The sequence below is a fragment of the Streptomyces sp. NPDC046716 genome, from assembly GCF_040645755.1.
In the GTDB taxonomy this organism is placed as follows: Bacteria; Actinomycetota; Actinomycetes; order Streptomycetales; family Streptomycetaceae; genus Streptomyces.
Window position 1 is genome coordinate 200,268 of sequence record NZ_JBEYYU010000007.1, and the last position, 19,595, is coordinate 219,862.

The 19,595-nt window shown below is 71.7% G+C and carries 17 protein-coding genes; 3 read left to right on the forward strand and 14 right to left on the reverse strand.

The genetic code is table 11. The features are described 5' to 3' along the window. Positions 1-4: 4 nt before the first annotated feature. The 6 genes from ABZ930_RS08265 to ABZ930_RS08290 all read right to left on the reverse strand — a co-directional run bounded on the left by ABZ930_RS08265 (position 5) and on the right by ABZ930_RS08290 (position 6,780). Positions 5-1,366, reverse strand: a complete 1,362-nt coding sequence (locus ABZ930_RS08265; RefSeq protein ID WP_361543412.1) for a DUF3100 domain-containing protein — start codon at positions 1,364-1,366, stop codon at positions 5-7. Continuing rightward, the gene (locus ABZ930_RS08270) at positions 1,363-2,589 is read right to left on the reverse strand and encodes an amidohydrolase (protein WP_361543415.1); all 1,227 of its coding nucleotides are present in this window, start codon (positions 2,587-2,589) and stop codon (positions 1,363-1,365) included. Before ABZ930_RS08270 ends, ABZ930_RS08265 begins: the two co-directional genes overlap by 4 nt. A 9-nt stretch (positions 2,590-2,598) precedes the next feature. Then, positions 2,599-4,185: an aldehyde dehydrogenase family protein gene (locus ABZ930_RS08275; protein WP_361543418.1), complete on the reverse strand. Its 1,587-nt coding sequence runs from the start codon at positions 4,183-4,185 to the stop codon at positions 2,599-2,601. 99 nt (positions 4,186-4,284) lie between these two features. Further along, a complete protein-coding gene (locus tag ABZ930_RS08280; RefSeq protein ID WP_361543421.1) occupies positions 4,285-5,154 on the reverse strand; it encodes an NAD(P)-dependent oxidoreductase in 870 nt (289 codons plus the stop codon). A 79-nt stretch (positions 5,155-5,233) separates the two neighbouring features. Continuing rightward, complete coding sequence (locus ABZ930_RS08285) at positions 5,234-6,118, reverse strand: MurR/RpiR family transcriptional regulator (RefSeq protein ID WP_361543424.1); 885 nt, start codon at positions 6,116-6,118, stop codon at positions 5,234-5,236. 95 nt (positions 6,119-6,213) lie between these two features. Next, positions 6,214-6,780: a helix-turn-helix domain-containing protein gene (locus ABZ930_RS08290; RefSeq protein ID WP_361543427.1), complete on the reverse strand. Its 567-nt coding sequence runs from the start codon at positions 6,778-6,780 to the stop codon at positions 6,214-6,216. A 102-nt stretch (positions 6,781-6,882) separates the two neighbouring features. Between ABZ930_RS08290 and ABZ930_RS08295 the strand changes: the two genes are divergently transcribed. After that, positions 6,883-7,797 carry an NmrA family NAD(P)-binding protein gene (locus ABZ930_RS08295; RefSeq protein WP_361543430.1) on the forward strand — a complete coding sequence of 305 codons (915 nt, stop codon included), beginning with the start codon at positions 6,883-6,885 and terminating at the stop codon, positions 7,795-7,797. Between the two features lie 28 nt (positions 7,798-7,825). Here ABZ930_RS08295 and ABZ930_RS08300 read toward each other — a convergent pair whose 3' ends face one another. From ABZ930_RS08300 to ABZ930_RS08330, 7 genes are all read right to left on the reverse strand, one after another. Further along, positions 7,826-8,920 carry an LLM class flavin-dependent oxidoreductase gene (locus tag ABZ930_RS08300; protein WP_361543433.1) on the reverse strand — a complete coding sequence of 365 codons (1,095 nt, stop codon included), beginning with the start codon at positions 8,918-8,920 and terminating at the stop codon, positions 7,826-7,828. Positions 8,921-9,673: 753 nt separating this feature from the next. After that, positions 9,674-10,807 carry a peptidase C39 family protein gene (locus ABZ930_RS08305; protein WP_361543436.1) on the reverse strand — a complete coding sequence of 378 codons (1,134 nt, stop codon included), beginning with the start codon at positions 10,805-10,807 and terminating at the stop codon, positions 9,674-9,676. After that, the gene (locus ABZ930_RS08310) at positions 10,804-12,867 is read right to left on the reverse strand and encodes an iron ABC transporter permease (protein ID WP_361543487.1); all 2,064 of its coding nucleotides are present in this window, start codon (positions 12,865-12,867) and stop codon (positions 10,804-10,806) included. Before ABZ930_RS08310 ends, ABZ930_RS08305 begins: the two co-directional genes overlap by 4 nt. 107 nt (positions 12,868-12,974) lie before the next feature. Further along, positions 12,975-14,042: an iron-siderophore ABC transporter substrate-binding protein gene (locus ABZ930_RS08315; protein WP_361543439.1), complete on the reverse strand. Its 1,068-nt coding sequence runs from the start codon at positions 14,040-14,042 to the stop codon at positions 12,975-12,977. A gap of 59 nt (positions 14,043-14,101) precedes the next feature. Continuing rightward, positions 14,102-14,965, reverse strand: a complete 864-nt coding sequence (locus ABZ930_RS08320) for an ABC transporter ATP-binding protein (RefSeq protein WP_361543442.1) — start codon at positions 14,963-14,965, stop codon at positions 14,102-14,104. A 166-nt stretch (positions 14,966-15,131) separates the two neighbouring features. Beyond that, positions 15,132-16,007, reverse strand: coding sequence for an AraC family transcriptional regulator (locus ABZ930_RS08325; protein ID WP_361543445.1), 876 nt, complete (start codon positions 16,005-16,007; stop codon positions 15,132-15,134). Positions 16,008-16,190: 183 nt separating this feature from the next. Beyond that, positions 16,191-17,186 carry an aldo/keto reductase gene (locus ABZ930_RS08330; RefSeq protein ID WP_361543448.1) on the reverse strand — a complete coding sequence of 332 codons (996 nt, stop codon included), beginning with the start codon at positions 17,184-17,186 and terminating at the stop codon, positions 16,191-16,193. Positions 17,187-17,493: 307 nt separating this feature from the next. On the opposite strand from ABZ930_RS08330, the gene ABZ930_RS08335 reads away from it, so the two are divergent. Continuing rightward, on the forward strand, positions 17,494-17,802 hold the full coding sequence (locus ABZ930_RS08335; protein WP_361543451.1) for a hypothetical protein: 309 nt from the start codon (positions 17,494-17,496) through the stop codon (positions 17,800-17,802). 103 nt (positions 17,803-17,905) lie between these two features. Here the strand turns inward: ABZ930_RS08335 and ABZ930_RS08340 are convergent, their stop codons facing one another. Then, on the reverse strand, positions 17,906-18,265 hold the full coding sequence (locus ABZ930_RS08340; protein WP_361543454.1) for a hypothetical protein: 360 nt from the start codon (positions 18,263-18,265) through the stop codon (positions 17,906-17,908). Positions 18,266-18,421: 156 nt separating this feature from the next. Between ABZ930_RS08340 and ABZ930_RS08345 the strand changes: the two genes are divergently transcribed. Beyond that, positions 18,422-19,462 carry a polysaccharide deacetylase family protein gene (locus tag ABZ930_RS08345; RefSeq protein ID WP_361543457.1) on the forward strand — a complete coding sequence of 347 codons (1,041 nt, stop codon included), beginning with the start codon at positions 18,422-18,424 and terminating at the stop codon, positions 19,460-19,462. The last annotated feature ends 133 nt before the right edge of the window (positions 19,463-19,595 follow it).

The window sequence follows — 19,595 nt, forward strand, 5'->3', positions numbered from 1 at the left end:
GTCCTCAGCCCCAGGCCCCCAGAGTGAACTCGGCGATGACGACCGCCATGAGGAACGAGGCGGTGATGGCGACGAGGCCCACCGGAACGATCTTCCAGCCGATGCGGCGCAACAGGGGCAGGTCCTTGCCCAGCGAGAGGCCCGCCAGCGTCAGCATGATGGTGGCGATGGAGAGGAAGTCCACCGATCCCACCAGGCGGTTGAGCGTGTCCGAGGCGAAGAACCAGGGGCTGGAGATGTACGCGCCGACCGTGGTGATCCACACGATCGCCGAGATCTTCCGGCTGGCCTTGGCGAGGATCAGGCCGACGAGCACCAGGGCGAGCAGCACAGCGTAGCCGCCGACGATGTCCCAACTCACCTTCTTGGCCGCGACGGACGCGGTGCCCAGGCCGAGCACCGTCAGGATGCCGAGCGAGAGCCAGAGCGGGAGCTTGATCTCGCCCGAGGCCTGCGCCACGTCCTCGCGGAAGGCGCGGTTCGCGGCGAGGGCGTCCGCCTCGTCCGCCGGGGAGGAGACCGCGTCGGGCGTGCCCTCGCCGTCACCGCGGCGCCGGGTGAGGAAGCGGTAGAACCGGTCGGCGAGCGGCAGGGCCACGTAGATGCCGACGTAGACGCCGAGGATCGTGGTGATGAGGTTGGAGACGGCGGCCATGCCCAGGATGGCCTGTTCCTGGCCGGGGTGGGCGGCGACGATGCTGGCGGAGGACGCGGCCATCATCGAGCCGGAACCGACACCGGCGCCCATGGCCAGGGCCAGCGGGTCGAAGATCTTCCAGTTCGTCACCAGCGACGTCAGCAGCGTGATGAAGACCGCGCCGAACATCGTGCCGAACACGTACATGGCCAGCACCCCGCGGTACTGGTCCGAGTCCGGGCCGTACTTCTCGGAGACCATGGCGAACGAGGGCTCACGGTCCAGGGAGAAGGTGGCGCCGACGGTCGCCTTGCCCATGCGCAGCAGCACGGCGAGCGGGAGGGCCAGGGCGACGGTGCCCAGCAGGTGGCCGACCTCCTGCAACAGCAGGGCGGGGCCGGCCTTGGCGAGGGTGGGCAGGCTGGGTCCGATGTTGAACGCCAGGCGGGCGACCAGGATCATGACCGCCACGCCGACGAGCGCGGCCGCCACCTTCTGCAGGTCCACGCCGAGCGGGCGGAACTTCTGGACGGAGACCAGCAGGCCCAGCACCAGGCCCCACACCATCGGGAAGATGATGACGGAGCCGACGCCCAGGTCGATGTCGAGCTGACCGACGAACTGCACGACCACGGCGATGACGAGAGCGAGGAAGGCGATCGGCAGCGCCTGCCGGGGCCCCCGCGTTCTGGTCTCGGAGTCCTTGGCCGAAGTGGTGAGGGTACTCATGTCGCCACTGCTTCCTGGGGGAGGTCGCGGCGGTGGGCCGCGTCGATGAATCGCTGCCGGTGCTGCGGGTCGCCCGCCGCGTCGATCACGGTCCAGGCCAGCGCGCGGGCCGCCGCGAACATCACGTCGTACGCCGCGTCGGTGTCGGCCACGGCGGCGAACGCGTGGGAGTGGATGGGCGCGTCGGCGCCCGGGATGCTCAGCCACGGGTGCAGGGTCGGGATCACCTGGCTGACGTTGCCCATGTCGGTCGACCCGCCGCCCAGGCGTCCGCCCGAGGTGGTGTCCCAGCCGAACTCCTCGAGGGCGGCCGTCCAGTAGCCGGCCAGAGCGTCGTCCTGGACGAGCGGCTCGTACAGCGGCTCGGTGGCCTCGACCGTCACCTCGGTGCCGGTCGCCAGGGCGGCTCCCTCGAAGCAGCGTCGGACCCGTTCGAGGAGCGCCTCGTACTCGGGCAGGGTGAACGCCCGGCACTCGAAGTCGACGACGGTCCGCTCGGGGATGATGTTGGTGGCGACACCGCCTTCGGAGACGAACAGCGCCACCCGCTGGTCGCCCGGAATCTGCTGGCGCAGCAGACCGACGGCCACCTGCGCGAGCGTGGCGGCGTCGGCGGCGTTCACCCCCTGGTGAGGAGCGGCGGCCGCGTGGGCCGCCCGGCCGGCGAACACGGCCCGGTACCGGCCGACCGCCTGCGCCGTGGTCCCGGCCGGGTTGTAGCGGACGCCGTCCTGCACCGGGTGGACCATCAGGGCCAGACCCACGCCGTCGAAGGCGCCGGCCTCCAGGAGCAGGGACTTGCCGCCGCCGTGCTCCTCGGCGGGGGTGCCGAGGGCCTTGAGGGTGATGCCGAGGGCGTCGGCGTGCGGGGCCAGGGCCAGGGCGGCGGCCACCGACGCGCCGGCGATGAGGTTGTGCCCGCAGGCGTGTCCGACCTCGGGCAGCGCGTCGTACTCGACGCAGAGGGCGACCGTGAGGGGGCCGCTGCCCACGGTCGCGGTGAACGCGGTGGGCAGGCCCCCGGTGCCGCGCTCGACCGTGAACCCTCCGTCGGTGAGCAGTGCGGTGATCGCCGCGCTGGACTCCGTCTCCTCGAAGGCGAGTTCGGGGTGGGCGTGCAGGGCGCGTGCCAGGGAGTGCACGCGCTCCTTCCAGTTCTCGACACCGGCGGAGGTGTCCGTCTTCAGCCGTTCGCCGGGGGTGGTGGGATACGTCGTGGTCACGGATGCCTCCTAGTAGCTGAGCGACGGGAAGGGGGCGCCGGCGGCCCGGGTCGGCGTCCAGACGGCCTTCGTCTGGGTGTACTCGTCCAGGACGCCGGGGCCGGAGGAACGGCCGTGCCCGGAGTCGCCGAAGCCGCCGAAGGGCACCGCGACGTGGATGGTCTTGTACGAGTTGATCCAGAAGGTTCCGGCCCGTACCGCGCGGGCCACGTGGTGGGCGCGGGCGACGTCCCCGGTCCACACCGCGCCGGCCAGGCCGAAGTCGGTGGCGTTGGCCCGCGCGATGGCCTCGGCCTCCGTGTCGAAGGCGTCGGCGCCGACGACCGGGCCGAAGACCTCGGTGGTCTCCAGCGGGTTCGCGGGGGTGACTCCGTCCAGGAGCGTGGGCGGCACCCAGCGCCCTCCGGCGAGCCCCGAGCCGGTGAGCCGGTCCGGGAGGCGGTCGCCGGTGACCCGGCGGGCGCCGCCCGCCACGCCCGCCTCGATGAGCGAGGTGACGGTGTCGTACTGGGACGGCGTGATGATCGGGCCGACCTCGGTGGCCGGGTCGAGCGGGTCCCCGAGCCGCAGCCGTGCGGCCCGCTCGGCGACCGTCGCCACGAACTCGGCGTGGACGGACCGCTCCACGAGCAGCCGCGACCCGGCCACGCAGGACTGTCCCGCTCCGGAGAAGATCGCGGAGATCGCCCCGTCGGCCGCCCGGTCCAGGTCGGCGTCGGCGAAGACGATGTTGGCGCTCTTGCCGCCGAGTTCGAGGACGGCCGGGATGCCGGCGGCGGCCGCCGCGACCGCCACACGGCGTCCCGTGCCGACCGAGCCGATGAAGGACACCTTGCCCACGCGGCGGTCGGCGGTGAGGCTCGCCCCGACGGTGCCGCCGAGACCGGTGGCCACGTTGAACACCCCGTCCGGAAGCCCTGCCTGGTGGGCGAGTTGAGCCAGGCGCACGGTGGACGCGGGGGTGAACTCGCTGGGCTTGACGACGACGGCGTTGCCGGCCGCGAGGGGCGCTGCCGAGTTCCAACCCCCGGTGAACAGAGGGGCGTTCCAGGGGGTGACGGCCACGACCACGCCCCAGGGGACACGTTCGGTGTACGTGTGCCAGTTGCCCGGTACGGGGATGGTGTGGCCCAGGATCTTGTCGGCCCAGCCCGCGTAGTAGCCGAACATCTCGGAGACCTTGGCCGCTTCCACACGTGTGTCGCGCAGGGGCTTGCCGGTGGTGGCGGACTCCAGTACTGCCAGTTCCTCGGCGTGCGCCGCGACCGTACGCGCGACCTCGCGCAGGATCGCCGCACGCTCGAACGGGTCCGTCGCGGCCCAGACCTCGGCGCCCCGCACGGCACTGGCCAGGACGCTGTCGGCGCCTTCCGCGCCCGCGTCGGCGTACTCGGCGAACCGCTCGCCCGTGGCGGACGAGGTCAGGACGACGCTCTCACCCCGGCCGACGGCGACACGGCCGTCGACGAACGAGCCGAGCCCGTGCGGGAAGTGGGCGTCGAGGACCGCGCGGGCGGTGGCGGCGGACGAGGTGGTGGCGTCGAGCGGGAGCGCCGTGCCGGTCGTGGATCCGCTCGTGGATGACGTGGTGCTCATGGTGCGGTGGTTCCTTCGGGGTCGGGCGGCCCAGCCGGGTGCCGGTTCCAGGAGGGTGGAGGAGGGGGAGCCGGGGATCAGCTCGTCAGGACGTCGGGTTCACGAGGTCAGCGAGGGGGCGACCGTGCGGGCGATCTCGGTGAAGTCGGCGGTGGGGCCGAGGTCGGCAAGGGCCGACTGCCACCGGTCGCTGGCCGCGGCCAGCAGCCGCGGACTCTCGCCGCGCTGCTGTGCGGTCTCGACGGCGAGGGACGCGTCCCGTGCCATGAGTCCCAGGGCGAAGCCGGAGTCGTACGTCCCGCTGAGCACCCAGTCCGGGTACATGGCGGCGGAGACCTTGCTGCCGCCGGAGGCGCCGCTGATCCCGGCGGCGGCCGCGGCGGGGTCGACGCCGTACGCCTTGGCGACGGCGAGGGCCTCACCGACGGAGACCAGGTTGACCGCGGCCAGCACGTTGTTGAGGAGCTTGACGACGTTGCCGGAGCCGGGGCCGCCGAGGTGGCGGTACTGGCCGTCGGTGAGGGCGTCCAGCACCGGGCGGGCCGCGTCGAGGGCCTCCTCGGTGGCCCCGACGAACGCGGTCAGGCGCCCGGCCGCGGCCCCGGCACGGCCGCCGGAGACCGGAGCGTCGACGAAGACGGCGCCCTTCTGGGCCGCCAGGGCGGCACAGGCGGCGGAGGTGTCCGGCTGCGAGGTGGTGGTGTCGACGACGGCCAGCGTGCCCGGCCGCGCCAGCAGGACGGGCAGCGTCGCCTCCACCACCGTGGCCGAGGGCAGCGACAGCACGACGTAAGGAGTGCCGGCGAGCGCGTCGAGGTCGTCGACCGCGCGCACACCCGCCTCTTCGGCGGCGGCCCGGGCGGCGGGCGAGGGGTCGTATCCGCACACCTGCCAGCCGGCCCGGTGCAGCGCCCCGGCCATGGCCCCTCCCATGGAACCGAGGCCGACGACGGCTATGTGCTTGCTCATCAGAACTCCTTGCGTGTGGGGCGGTGAGGACGGGCCCCGGACTGTGAAGCGTGAGGGAGAGCGCCGACTGGGCCAGGCCTCAGTCGAGGTAGATGTCCAGGTCCTTCCAGAGCTGCTGGGTACGGCGGATGGCGGCGCGGCTGCGCTCCGGCTGAGCCGCCTGCATCCCTGCGAGCAGCCCGTAGACCACGGAGGTGGCCGCCGTGACCGACTGGAAGAAGGAGATGCCCTCGGAGGGCACGATCAGCAGGTGGTCGGCGATGGAGGTGGCCAGCCGGCCGCGGCGCATGTCGGTGATGGCCACCACCTTCGCGCCCGCGGTGTGTGCCGCCTCGGCGGCGACGAGGATCTGTTTGACGGACCGCCACATGTTGACGACCACGAGGACGTCGCCGGGCCCGAGGCTGTTCACGGCGGTCGCCAGATGCACACCCGCCCGGTTCTCCAGCGCCATCGGATAGCCCATGGTCGAGCCGAGGTGGGCCATGACGCCTGCCGGGCCGGCGAAGGAGCCGACACCGACGACGAGGATCGAGCGGGCGGCTGCCAGTGTGGCGATGGCGGCCTCCGCGTCGCCGGCGGTGTTGCTCTCCAGGGTCTGGCGCAGGTTCTCGATGTCGTGCGTGAGGGCTTCGTGCAGGGGGCTGTGGTGCTCCCCGTGCTCGGTCAGCGTGTCCTCGGTCGAGATGTGCACGAGATAGCGGGCCCGCAACTCGCGTTGCAGATCCGGCCATCCCCGGAAACCCAGCGTCTGCGCGGCCCGCACCACGGTCGAGCTGTTGACGTCGGCCCGCTCGGCGATCTGCGCGATCTCCGCGTACGAGGCCAGCTGCGGGTTGCGCACGATGACGTCGACGACTCTCGCCTGCGCCTTGGACAGCGGCACATCGGGCAGGGCGTCACCCAGCCACCGGCTCTGGGCGTCTTCGGTGGGCTCGTCGTTCTGGGCGGTGGAGGAGGACACGGCATTGCTCCCGGCTCTGAGACGGAGCACTCTGCAAGTGCGATTGCAGCACCGTACAACGCAATCTCAATTGCAGGAAGGGGTGATTGTGCAGTTCAGGCCTCCCGCCCCGGACTGATCCCTTCGACGGAGAGCCGGAAGAGGCGGTCGGCCTGCGCCGCCGGGTCGCTGTGATGCTCGGTGGCCAGCGCGATACCGACGCTCAGGGTGAGCAGGTCGTGGAAGGTGACGTCACCCTTGACCGCCCCGTCCCGGACGGCACGCCGGAGCAGGGGCGCGCCGGCCTCTTCGAGCGCGCTCCCGCAGGAGTGCGCGGCGGGCTGGTCGGTGGGGGGCTCATATGTGAGGGCGTCGGCGAGTCCGCGGGCGGAGACGGCGTACGCGACCAGGGCCCGGAGCCACTCCAGGAGCGCGGCACGACTGTCGTCGGTGTCGCCCAGGTTGCGGGCGCGGTCACAGAGGTGCTCGACGCGCTCCCGGAAGACAGCTTCGAGCAGGGCCTGGCGGGTGGGGAAGTGGCGGCGCACGGTGGCCGATCCGACGCCGGCGGTGCGGGCGATCTGTTCGAGGGAGGCATCGGCGCCGCGGGCGGCCACCTCGGCCTCGGCGACGGAGAGGATCCGCTGGTAGTTACGCCGGGCATCCGAGCGCTGACCGGTCATGTTCTCCCTCATTTGCTAAACGGCGGGGCCCGCCATATCTTAGCCCCGGCAAAACGGCGGGGCCCGCCGTTTACGTTCTTAGGACTCCGAGGAGCGAGAACCATGACCACTGACACCGCACCCGTCCTCGTCACCGGCGCCACCGGCCGCCAGGGCGGGGCCACCGCCCGCGCCCTCCTGGCCGCCGGGACCCCGGTACGCGCACTCGTGCGCACCCCGAGCTCGGAGCCCGCCCGGGCCATCGAGGCGCTGGGCGCCGAACTGGTGAAGGCGGATCTCGCCGACCGGGGCTCCCTGGACGCCGCCCTGGACGGGACCCGGGCGGTGTTCTCGGTCCAGATGCCGCCCATGACCGAGACCAGCGTCGACTTCGCGGGAGAGCTGGCGCAGGCCACGCACCTGATCGACGCGGCAAAGGCGGCGGGCGTACGGCAGTTCGTGCAGTCCTCGACCAGCGGGGTCGGCGAGCACACCCGTACCCCCGGCTGGGCCGAAGGCCGCTGGGCGGCGCTGGAGGGCTACTTCGCCACCAAGCAGGCGATCCTGGAGGCAGTACGCGCTGCGGGCTTCGGCCGCTGGACCGTGCTCAAGCCCGCCTTCTTCATGGAGAACATCCCCGCGCTGCTGCCCCATGGCCCCGGCGGCGGCCTGGCCACGGTGCTGCACCCGGACACGGAGCTGGCACTCGTGTCGCGCGAGGACATCGGCGCGGCCGCCGCTCTCGCCTTCGCCGATCCCGACCGGTTCCACGCGGTGGAACTGGAGCTGGCGAGCGACCGGCTCACCATGACGCAGGTCGCGCAGATCCTGTCCGACGTCTCAGGAGTTCCCGTCGCCGCGCCGTCCATGACCGTGGAGGAGGCCCTGGCCGCGGGCATGCCGACGTGGGGCGCGGGCCACGAGTGGAACAACGCGGTCACCCAGCCGGCCCGGCCCGAGTTCGCCCGGGCGCTGGGGATCCCGCTGACCACGTTCGCCGAGTGGGCGCGGGAGCACCTGGCGGTCGCGGCCGGCTAGGGCCTGTCCGAGGTGTGCGGGCGCGCGGTCAGGAGCGGCCCGTTCCCGCGATGTGTTCCTCACGCAGCAGGGGCAGCAGTTGGTCGCCGATCCGGCGGGTCTCCTCCTTGTACGGGGTGTCGGACAGCACGAAATGTGTGATGCCGAGCGCACGGTAGGCGTTGAGTGCCGCGGCCACGTCGTCGGGGGAGCCGACGAGCCACGTGGTCGCCGCTCCCCCGCCGCCGAACCTCCCCGGGGTGGTGTAGAGACAGGTGTCGAGGACCTCACCGCGCTCGGCGAGGTCGAGGAGCCTGCGCTGTCCGACGGCCGTCCTCCGGTTGCCCATCCACGTGCCGATCTCGCCCGCGTCGGCGGCCATCTTCGCGACTTTCTCCTCCGCCGCGCGCCACGCCTCGTCGGTGGTGTCGCGGACGACTGTGGTGATCCGCAGCCCGTACTCCAGTGGCGCGTGGCGACGTTCCAGCCGTTCGGCCAACTCCCCCAGCTCGGCGATGCGTTCGGCGACTCCCTCCAGCGGTTCCCCCCAGAAGAGCTGGACATCGGCCTCCGCCGCCGAGACCCGTTCGGCGGCCTCGGACGCTCCTCCGAAGTAGAGGGTCGGACGGGTCCGCCCGTCGGTGACGTACGGGGACGGGCTGACCGTGGAGTCCGTGACCTGGAAGTGCGCACCGTGGAAAGTGACGTTCTCCTCGGTCCACAGGCGCCGGACGAGATGCAGGAACTCCTGGGTACGGGCGTAGCGCGCGGCGGGATCGACGACTGTGTCGCCGTAGGCGGCCGGGCTGTCCACGCCGCTGACCACGTTCACCAGGAGGCGGCCGCGGCTGAGCTGGTCGAGGGTGGCGGCGGCACCGGCGAAGTGCGCGGGTTGCCAGTAGCCGGGGCGGACGGCGACCAGAGGTTTGAACGTGGTGGTGCGTGCAGCGAGCGCGGTGGCGACGGTGAAGGTGTCCGGGCGCCCCCATCCGGTGCCGAGGAGGGCGCCGCTCCAGCCGTGGTCCTCCGCCGTGCGGGCGAGTTCCGTCGAGTACTCGATGGACCCCCAGCCTGAGGTCGCGTCGTCGCCGCGGTGGCCCGGCTGGACGGTGTTGGGGATGTACCAGAGGAATTCCGAGGTCACGCTGGTTCCGATCGTCGGTCGGGCAGGGGCGGCGCAGCGCGGATCGGGGCACGGACCGTGGGAGGTCTCCGAGCTCAAGTGGCCCTGGCGTTCCGGGGGTTCGGGTCCGGACGCGCCCAGTCGTGAGGGCACCAGGGCCACCACGCGCAGACCGGCGCAGGGGCACGAAGCGAGGGCCTACGCGGATCGGGGGCCGCTGCCTCCCGGCGGGGTCGGGGCGGAGTGCGGATTTACCGCCGGGACCGCGCCGAGGCAGACCGTCGCGGCGATGCGCTGTGCCGTCTGCCAAATGCCGCCGCCCCGGACAGCGCGACGGGCGGCGGTGCGGCCCCGGTCCTCGGCGTCCGTTCCGGTCAGGCCGAGGACGGACATTGCCGGGCAGCCGCTTCCACCGGAGCAGTCGTGCGTCCTGGAAGACCACCGACACACTGTCGGGGGCGGTCAGGTCAGCGCTGGCCGGCGCGTCGTGGTCGAGACGGGCGAGGGCTCGATGAGAAGCGCCGTTCGAGAGTCAGCTACACACCGCGGTGGCGACACGCATCAGGTCGATGGCCCGTCGCTTCCGGAGCCGTTGATCGATCCACATGTCGGCGAAGCTATCCACGGGCCAAGTCCTGGTCAAGGGAGAGAAGTTGACCGGCATCGGGCTGCAACGGCCCCTTCATGGACCCGCCATGCTCGCGTTACATGCCCAGTTCGATCGCACGGGTGAACTGCTGTGCCGTCCACTGACGGACCGGCCCCGAGCGGGCTCTACCCCTGCTCAACCGGATCGGCGAGAGCCGCACCTCCCCGCGGCGGACGACCGATGGTCACGGCGCCGCGGAAGCCGTCCGCCGAGACGGCCGCCATCGAGTCGAGAGACGCGTCGGGAACGGGCAGCAGATGGGCGTCCACCCAAGTGTCCCCCGTCGACGCGTTCGCCCACGGGTCGTCGATCACGACGGCCCCGGGCACGGCGCCGTGGCAGAGCACCCAGTGCGGCACGTCGAAGCCCTGCATCCCGGCGAGCGAGAGCAGGAGCAGCACGTGCTCCCGTCGGTCGAGCGCGCCCCGGATCGCGGTCATGGAGAGACGGCTCACGTCGATCGGGACGCCCAGCTCTCCGGCCTGCTTGCGTGACGCGCGCTGGAGCACGGCACGCCATTCCCGGTCCTCCTCCGGATGGTGGTCGAGCAGGACGGGGCCGTCCGCGTCGAGGTGGATCGTGACGGGGGACGCCGGCCACGCCCGGCGCACGGCGACGCCCAGTCCGACGGGCTCGCACGCGAGGAAGTTGGTCGCGTCGCGCCACAGCGTCAGCTCCGTCTCCCGGTCGAGCGCCTCCGACGACAGCGTCCCCGCGTGTGCCTGCGCGACCAGGGCGGTGACGGCGCCGCACGTGAAGTGGGTGGTCTGCCCGTAGTACGGAGGTGCGGTCGCCACGTCGTCGTGCAGCCAGCGCACGTAACCGGCGGCAGGACCCGTCGCCTCCTCGAGCGGTGTGAGCGGAGGACGCAACGGGGCGAAGCCCACAGTGGCGGCATCCTCCGAACTGACCGACCATCCTTCCCACTTGACCTGCGCGAGTCCCTGTCCCCGCGCATGGGCGACGACCGCTGCGACGGCGGCCGGAACGTCGCCGACGGCATCGACGATCTTCAGGTAGGCCGTGTGCGGACGGGCCGTCACCAGCGCCGCTCCGGTCCACTTTCCGCCGTCGCCGTCCCCGACGGCCACCAGGTGCGGGGCATGGGCCGAACGGTCGACGGTCTGCCAGCGCTCCGGCACCGCGTGGTGCCCGAGCCGTCCCGGCAGGGCCGACGACGTATCGGGGTCGAACGGGATGACGGTGCTGTTCACGGCTGGGCCCTCCGGGGCTTCGGCTCGGTGTGGATGACGGGTCATGCGCGGGACTGCCGGAGCACCCAGACGAAGTACGGGGCACCGACCAGCGCGATCATCAGGCCCGCCGGCATCTGCGCGGGCGCGACGACGGTGCGGCCGAGGGCATCGGCCACACACACCAGTACGCCGCCGAGCAGCATCGATACCGGGATCGCGCGACCGTGCCGGGCGCCCACCAGGGACCGGGCGAGGTGCGGGGCGACGAGCCCCACGAACCCGACGACACCGACGGCGATCACGCTGAGCGCCGCGAGCACCGCGGCGATCGCCAGTGCGACGAAGCGGGTGCGTTCGACCTTGACGCCGACGATGCGCGGGGTGTCCTCGTCGACGGCGAGCAGGTCGAGCCGGCCGCGCAGGGCGAGCAGCGTGGGCAGCGCGATCAGCAGGGCCACCGCGACCGATACGACGTCGGAGAGGGTGCGGCCGTAGGTCGTGCCGGAGAGCCAGGTGAAGATGCGGGGCGTGTTGTACGGGTCGGCGCGCAGCAGGAGGAAGGTGGTGACGGCGCTGAGCCCGTACCCGCAGCCGATGCCGATCAGTACGAACCGGTCGGGCAGGAAGCCTCCGCGCCAGGACAGCAGGGCGATCACCCCGAACGTGGCGAGCCCCGCGGCGACCGCCACGACGATGAGCACCGGCCGTCCGCCGGGCAGGTCCGAGGTGACGACGCTCGCCGCGCCCAGCCCGGCGCCCGCCGTGATGCCGAGGACCCCGGGTTCCGCCAGCGGGTTGCGCACCGCGCCCTGCACCACGCATCCGGCCAGCCCGAGTGCCGCGCCGGCGAGCACCGCGGCGATCACACGCGGGACGCGGTCGTCGAGCGCCTGGCCGATCAGGTCCGGCGCCGTGCCCTGGGCCCAGAGCGCGATGTCCCCGGCCCGCAGCCAGAGGCTCCCCGCCAGGACCGCCACGAAGGCCGCCACGGCCAGGAGTGCCACCGCGCCGAGCACCACGAGGAGGAACGCGCGGCGCGAGCGTGCCGCGACGCGCGCGTTCGGCGGTCGCCGGACCTGTCCCGTGTCCCGCAGGCGCAGCGCGAGGACGACGATCACGACGGCGCCGAGCAGTGCGGTGGGTACGCCGGTGGGTATGGAGGCGGCACCGTCGGCGCCCTGCACGGCGCGCAGGACGGCGTCCGCGAGCAGGATGAGCAGCGCGCCGAGGAGCCCGGCCGCGGGAACCGAGTACAGGTGCCGGCGCAGCGCCCGCACCCGGCCCGCGATCAGGCGGACCAGGACGGGGGCGCCGAGGCCGACGAAGGAGATCGGGCCCGCGAGGGTCACCGCGGTGCTGGTCAGCAGCACCGCGCAGAGCACCGCGGTCACGCGGGTGGACCGGATCGGCACCCCGAGGCTGGACGCGGTGTCGTCGCCGAGGTTCATCACGTCGAGGCGCCGGGACAGCGCCAGGGCCAGACCGAGCACCAGCACCACGAGGGGCCAGGCGCGGACCGACGCGTCGATGTTCAGCTGCGCGAGCGAACCGCTCCCCCAGGCGAACAGGCCGGTCGTGTTCTGGTTGAACAGGATGAGGAGCGCCCCGGTCGCCGCGTCCAGGGCCATCGCTATCGCCGATCCGGCGAGGATGAGACGGGTGCCCGCGGTGCCCGCGGCGCGTCCCGCGAGGAGCAGGACGACCGCCGCCGCGGCCAGTCCGCCGGCGAAGGCGACGGCGCCGGACGCCCACAGCGGGACGGTGAGGCCGAAGGCCGCGACGAGGGTGAGGGTGAAGTAGGCCCCGGCCGTGACCGCGAGGGTGTCGGGCGAGGCGAGGGAGTTGTGCGTGACGGACTGGAGCAGCGCTCCGGCGGCGCCGAGGGCGAACCCGACGGCCACGCCCGCGAGCAGGCGCGGCAGACGCGAGCCGGTGAGGATCTCCCCGACCGGCGCCCCGCCGGTGTGCTCCCGCCCGCCGGCGAGATACCGCACCAGATCGCCGACGCCGACGCCCGAAGTGCCCTGCGTCAGGTGCCACATGCCCACCAGCGCGGTCACGGCGAGGAGTGCCACGAGGACGACCGCCCCGGTGGGGCCGCCGCCGCGCTCGGTGCGCGGCAGCGGGCCCCCGCCGGGTGTCGGCGTCCGCGGCGTGCCGACTTCTCGCGAAGTGCCCGCGCCCTGCGGTGCGTTCACGTGCTGCGGTGTGTTCACCTCTTGCGGTGTGTTCACTTCTTGTCGAGTACGTCGACGTACGCGTCGATCGCCTGCTCGCAGGAGCGCGGACCGCCGGCGCCCCACACCCGTGCCGGGAAGGAGTGCGCGCGGCCTTCCTTCACGGCCGGGATGGTCTTCCAGATCGGGTTCTTCTTCAGCGCCGCGACGTAGCCGCCGGCCCCTTCGTCGTTGGCGTAGAAGAGGTTGGCGTCGCCCACCGCGGTGAGTCCCTCGACGTCGGTCTGGGCGAGACCGTAGGACTTGTCGACACCTCCGTCGCCGTGGTTCTTGTTGACGGCGGCGGTCCACGCCGGCTTCATGCCGAGTTCCTTGCCTATCTCGGTGAACAGGGCTCCGTCGCTGTAGGGGCGGACGGTGAGGTTGCCGCCCTCCAGCCATCCGTCGAAGAACAGGAAGTCCTTCGTCGGCAGATCGGCGTCGGTGACCTGCTTCTTCGCCGTCGCGAGGTGGTCGTCGAACTCCTTGAGCACCTGGTCGGCCCGCTCGGTGCGCCCCGTCGCCTCGCCGATCATGCTGAACACGTCGCGCATGTTCCCGATCGGGTCCTTCGGGTTCGCGCCCCGGGTGGCCATCACGGGGACGCCCCGCTTCTCGAGCTTCTTGAGGGTCTCGTCCTGGGCGTCGAACGCCTCCACCACGATGAGGTCGGGCTTCGCCGCGTACAGCGTGTCGAGGTCGGGCTCCTCACGCGTACCGATGTCGGTCACCCCGCCGGGCAGCTTCTCCGCGCTGACCCAGGTGCTGTATCCCTTCGCGTCGGATACCGCGGTGGGGGTGACGCACAGGGTCAGCGCGTCCTCGACCTGCTGCCATTCCAGGACCGCGATCCGCTTGGCGGGCTTGTCGAGCTTCACGGTCCGGCCGACGCCGTCCTTGAAGGAGACCGGCTTCGTCGAGGTGGTCGTGGTGTCCGAGGCGCAGTCCTTCGACGCGGGCGACGCGCTGGCGCCGCTCTTGGCCTCGGCCTTGTCGACGTCGGTCGTACCGCAGGCCGTTGCGGCGGCGAGGAGAACGAGCCCGGTGGAGGCTGAAGCCGCCAGGCGACGGGCACGGTTCATGAAGGGTCCTCTTTCTTGTGGTGTGGTGAAGGTGGTGCGAGCGGGGCGGAAGTCCCGCCTCAGGCGAGGTGTCGCCCGATGGGATCGATGCGGAGACGACCGGTGCGGGGGTCGGTGAAGACCTCGACGCGGATGTCGTAGACCTCGCCGATGTTCTCGGCGGTGAGGACGTCGGCGGGTGCTCCGGCGGCGTGCACACGGCCCGAGCGCATCAGGACGAGCGTGTCCGCGACGCGGGACGCCTGGTCGAGGTCGTGCAGGACGACCCCCACCGCGACGCCGTGTTCCTGGACGAGATCGCGCACCAGGTCGAGCGTCTCGATCTGGTAGCGCAGGTCCAGGTGGTTGGTGGGTTCGTCGAGCAGGACGACGCCGGTGTCCTGGGCCAGGCAGGCCGCGAGCCAGACGCGTTGCATCTCGCCGCCCGAGAGTTCGCCGACCGGCCGGTCGGCCATGTCCCGTACGCCGGTGACGCCCATGGCGTGGTCGATGGCGGTGCGGTCCTCGGCGTCGAGGCCCGCGAAGCCACGGCGGTAGGGATGGCGTCCGAACGCCACCACCTCCGTCACCGTCAGCCCCTGGGGCGCGGGCCTCGACTGGGAGAACAGCGTGACCTCGCGGGCGAACTGACGGGCGCTGAGCAGGGCCGCGTCCCGCTCGGGCCGGCCTTCGGGGGCGCCGAGCGTCACCCGGCCGCCGTCCACGCGGTGCAGTCGGCACAGGGCGCGCAGCAGTGTGGACTTCCCACTGCCGTTGGGCCCCACCAGGGCGGTCGCGCGGCCGGGTGTCAGGTCGATCGACACCCCGTGGACGACCGGGGTGCCGTCGTACCGGAGGACCAGGTCGTGCCCGTTCAGGGCGGCCACCGGTGTGGCGACATCGGCAACCGGGCCGGATATGTGCCGGTTCGGGCGTGTGAACATCGATGAGTCCGGGTGATCGGAGGGGCGAGGGTCGCGGCACCCTCCGTCCGGTCTTCACCGGCCGAGCCACGGGCTCGGCCGCGCACGGGCAGCACCGTGCACGTCGAGCACCAACTAAGGGTTACCTAACTCCGGGAAGGTTATATTCCGCTCGCCGTGTCGACAATCAGGAGTTCTGGACACCCGATACGGGATTCCGGACATCGCCGGGGATGTCGTCGGCCGCTTCGAAGAACGCGCCCGGCGTGGTCCCCATGGTGCGCCGGAAAGCGGCGATGAAGGAGCTGGGCTGCGCGTAGCCCAGCACGTCGGAGACCGTCGTGACGTCGAAGCCCTCGGAGAGGAGCGTCAGCGCTCGGTGCGCACGCAGCATCTGGCGCCACTGCGCGAAGGAGAGACCTGTCGCGTGGCGGAACGCGCGGGTGATCGTACGGTCGCTGATGCCCAGCTCCAGCGCCCACTCCTCCAGCGAACGGGGGTCGCCGGGATCGTCCAGCAGGGCTTCGGCGATCGCGTCGATCCGGGTGTCGTTGGGCAGCTGCAGGGTGAAGGGGCGCTCCGAGGGCTGGAGCACGTCGAACACCACCGACTCCGCCCGCGCCCTGGCAGCCGCGTCGAGATCCGTGCGGGACAGATGGGTCAACAGCGACTCGAGCAGCGGCGTCATCGAGATCGCCGTCGGTTCCCCGAAGGCGAACGGCGTGTGGTCGGGGGCGAAGAAGGCGTCGTGGAACCGCGCGCCCGCCGTCGCCCGCCCGCCGTGCGCCACTCCGGCGGGCATCCACAGCCCGTGCCCCTCGGACACGGTGAAGACGCGGTCCTCCACGCGGGACGTCAGCGTTCCTCCGCGTACCCAGACGAGCTCGTGGAGGGGATGCGAGTGCGGCGCCCATTCGGTGGGGACGCGGGGGATCCGGAATCCGGCGGTGATGACGAAGGGCGCCGCCGCCCGCTCGGGGACGGCCACGGCCGGGCGGGCCTCGACGCCTGTCTCGCGCGACAACGTTCCGGGGCTCGCCTCACCACGGGACGATCGAACCATGCGGCCGAGTCTATCCGGGGCCCGTACCGACCCTTCGGGCCCCTCACCAGCGACGACGCGCCGAACGGTCGGGGGCCGCCACGCAAGATCGCCACCGGCGCCCTGGCGCCCGCGGGGCACGCCGGGAAGGCGGGAGGCGGTCGTGGATCGCTTGGAGCGCGCCGCGACCGCCTCGACACGCCCCTACCGGTTCACGGCGGACATGCCCCTCTCGTCGTAGCGCTGTCCGGCGGCCTCGGGGACTTCGGCGTCGATGCGCGCGAGGTCGTCGGCCGTGAGCTCGACGTCCAGGGCGCCGACGTTCTGTTCGAGATAGGTCCGGCGCTTGGTGCCCGGGATCGGGACCAGGTCCTCGCCCTGCGCCAGCACCCATGCGATGGCGAGCTGGGCGGGCGTGACCTCCTTCTCGGAGGCGATCTCCTTCACCTTCGCCGCGAGCCGGAGGTTCGCTTCGAGGTTGTCGCCGGTGAAGCGCGGACCGCTGCGCCGGAAGTCGCCCTCGTCGAGCTCCTCCGGGGAGGAGAACCTGCCCGCGAGGAAGCCCCGGCCCAGCGGGGAGTAGGGCACGAACCCGATCCCCAGCTCATGGCACGTGGGCAGGATCTCGGCCTCCGGGTCCCGGCTCCACAGCGAGTACTCCGTCTGCACGGCCGTGATCGGGTGCACCGCGTGGGCACGCCGGATCGTCTCCGCACTCGCTTCGCTCAGCCCGATGTGGCGCACCTTCCCCTCGGCGACCAGCTCGGCCAGCGCCCCGACGGTCTCCTCGATCGGCACCTGCGGGTCGACGCGGTGCTGGTAGTAGAGGTCCACGTAGTCGGTGCCGAGTCGCGTGAGGGAGCCCTCGATCGAGCTGCGGGCGTGGGCTGCCGAACCGTCCTGCCGACCGACGGTGCTCGGGTCTCCGGGCACGGCGTCGTCCATGCGGAGGTTGAACTTCGTCGCGATCACGTACTCGTCGCGGTGCCCCTTGACGGCGCGGCCGACCAGTGACTCGTTCGTCAGCGGGCCATAGATCTGGGCCGTGTCCAGGAAGGTCACTCCCAGTTCCAGGGCGCGCTGGATCGTTCTGATGCCCTCGGCCTCGTCGGTGGTGCCGTAGAAGGCGGACATTCCCATGCAGCCGAGGCCGAGCGGTGAGACCGTCAGGTCCCGCAGTGTGCGTGTGCGCTGCGTCATCTTGGTACGGGCCTTTCTCCGTCAGAGTCGAGCGGTGTCCGTCGCTTCACGACCGCCGCGATCCGGTCCACGGACCGATCACCTCTCATGAGACGACCGCTTCGGCGATGCGGCATCCCGACGGCATTGGCGGACGGTCGGGACTCCAGGACGGACGATCGGGACTCTAGGACTTCGATCGCACTCGAAGTCAAGGCGGCTCCGCACGGTCCGGCAGCCGCGGAACGCGATGAGCGGTGATGGCGAAATATGTCGTTCGACCTGACACTATGACAGGCACGACGTCACCAACTGCACGGAGGACGCCATGGTGTTCGCGGCCGAGAAAGGCGACATCACCACGATCATCGGAGGGATCGCTCCCGACTGGGGCCCCTTCGGTTCCCTGGGTACCGAGGCCAAGACCATGGTCCAGGTCGTGATGGCGGTAGCCATCCTGCTCTGCCTGGCGATCGCGATCTGGGGCGCCGCCAAGCAGCGCGTCGGCGCGACCGCGTTGCGCGACACGTTCAGCGCGGAGCAGGGCAAGGGCCTCATCATCGCCGGGCTGACCGGAGTGTTCATCATCGGCTCACTCGGCACGCTGTTCACCATCGTCTACGGGATGGCCCTCTGACACCGGTGTGAGGCTGACTCACCGGCGCCGGCGTGCCCGGACAAGGGAGCGGCCCCGCGGACGCGGGATCCACAGGACGGCTCGCCACTCGTCCCGACGCGGGTCAACGGCCCTGTGACCGCAGGCGCATCACCGCCAGGACGCCTCCCGTCGCCGCGCCCACCGCTCCCATGGCCAGGAAGCCGTGAGAGGAGCGCCAGGACAGCACCGACCAACGCGACTGCGCCGAGAACAGGGATCCGGTACTGAGCCACGACCCGGTCGAGATCAAGGACAGGGACGAGCCGACGGAACCGACCGAGAGGGCGCTTCCGATCGAGCCGAGGGACAGAACCGAGCCGACGGACCCGATGGACAGCACCGAGCCCACCGAGCCGATCGACAACACGGAGTCTTGCGACCACAAGGACAGCACTGAACCCGAGGACGAACAACGGACCGACCGTACCGGCAGTTTCGACATGAGGTCATTCTGCGCGCTGGACGCTCGCCACGGGATGCCGCAGGTACACCTTCGGCTAAGTGAGCAATTTCAGTCAGGCTCTGCGTGCTATTGCCGCTCCTCGCTCGATTGAGCACAGTGAGAGGGGTCAGCTGAGTACGGCATTGAGGATCTGGCATGTCTCGTTCCTTCACCGCAATCACCCCGCAGGACGCCTTCGAGGCCAGCCAACGTCTGGTGGCGCAGCGCCGGGGTGTGCCGATGTACGTGTCCCTGCGTTCGGCGTCGGCCTCGCACGATGTGGCAACCGCCCGGGGCGACCGATCTCCCGCTCCCCCGCGCCCGGCCGACGCGGAACTGGCGGAGGGGTTCACCGCGTCGTGCCCGCAGTTCGAGGCGCCCGGCGAGGAGGAGACCTTGATACGGACGTTGCAGGCCCTGGCCTATGCCGGGCTGGGGCCCGATCGCGTCCGGCCCGTCCCCTCCGCACCCGCCGCCGAGGAACCCACCGCGCCCCTGCCCCTGTCGACCGATCCCGATATCAGCGCCGGCGGCACCGAAGCCGACCTGCGGTCCGGTCACTTCCTCCGCGTGGTGAACTACCACAACACTCCGGCCAGTTGGAAGGACGAACTGGTCGCCGAGCTGCGCGGGTACGCGAAGGACTTCGAGACCGTCGACGTCGCGGATCTCGAGCGCTTCGCCCAGACCGGGGTGTGGCACAAGACGCGGCCCGGACTGCTGCCCGTGTTCTACGAGGGCTACCGGGACAACTACGACGTCGCGGCCGCCGCGTGCGAGGAGGCCGGGGTCGTCGGGTGGTTCTTCGTCTGCACGGCTTTCGTGGACACACCCGTCGACGCCCAGCACGATTACGCCCTCGCCCATCGGATCAAGCTCGTATCCGAGAACGAGAAGGGCACACGCCTCGCCATGACGTGGGACGAGATCGCCGATCTGCACCGGCGCGGCCATGTGGTCACTCCGCACACCGCTTCCCACGCCCTCGCCCGCAAGGTGCTGGCGCCCGAGGACATCGAGCGCGAGGTGATCCGGCCGAAGCGGCTCATGGACCGGGCCACCGGCGGCTCCGCGGTGTGCACCGCCTGGCTGGAGGGGACTTCCTGGACCGGCGAGTCGGCCGCGGACCGTGCTCTGGTCGAGGCGGGCTACCGCTTCGTGTTCAGCAACACCATGGTGCAGCGGCTGCCCGGCTGACGTGGGCGAGCACGAGGCGGCGGGCCGGCACAGGTGTGCCCGTCGAACGGCGTCAACGGCCTGCCGCTGTCCGACGAGTTTCCGCCTCCGGCATCCGCGCCCGCACCCGTACTCGCGCTGCCGGACGGCGTCC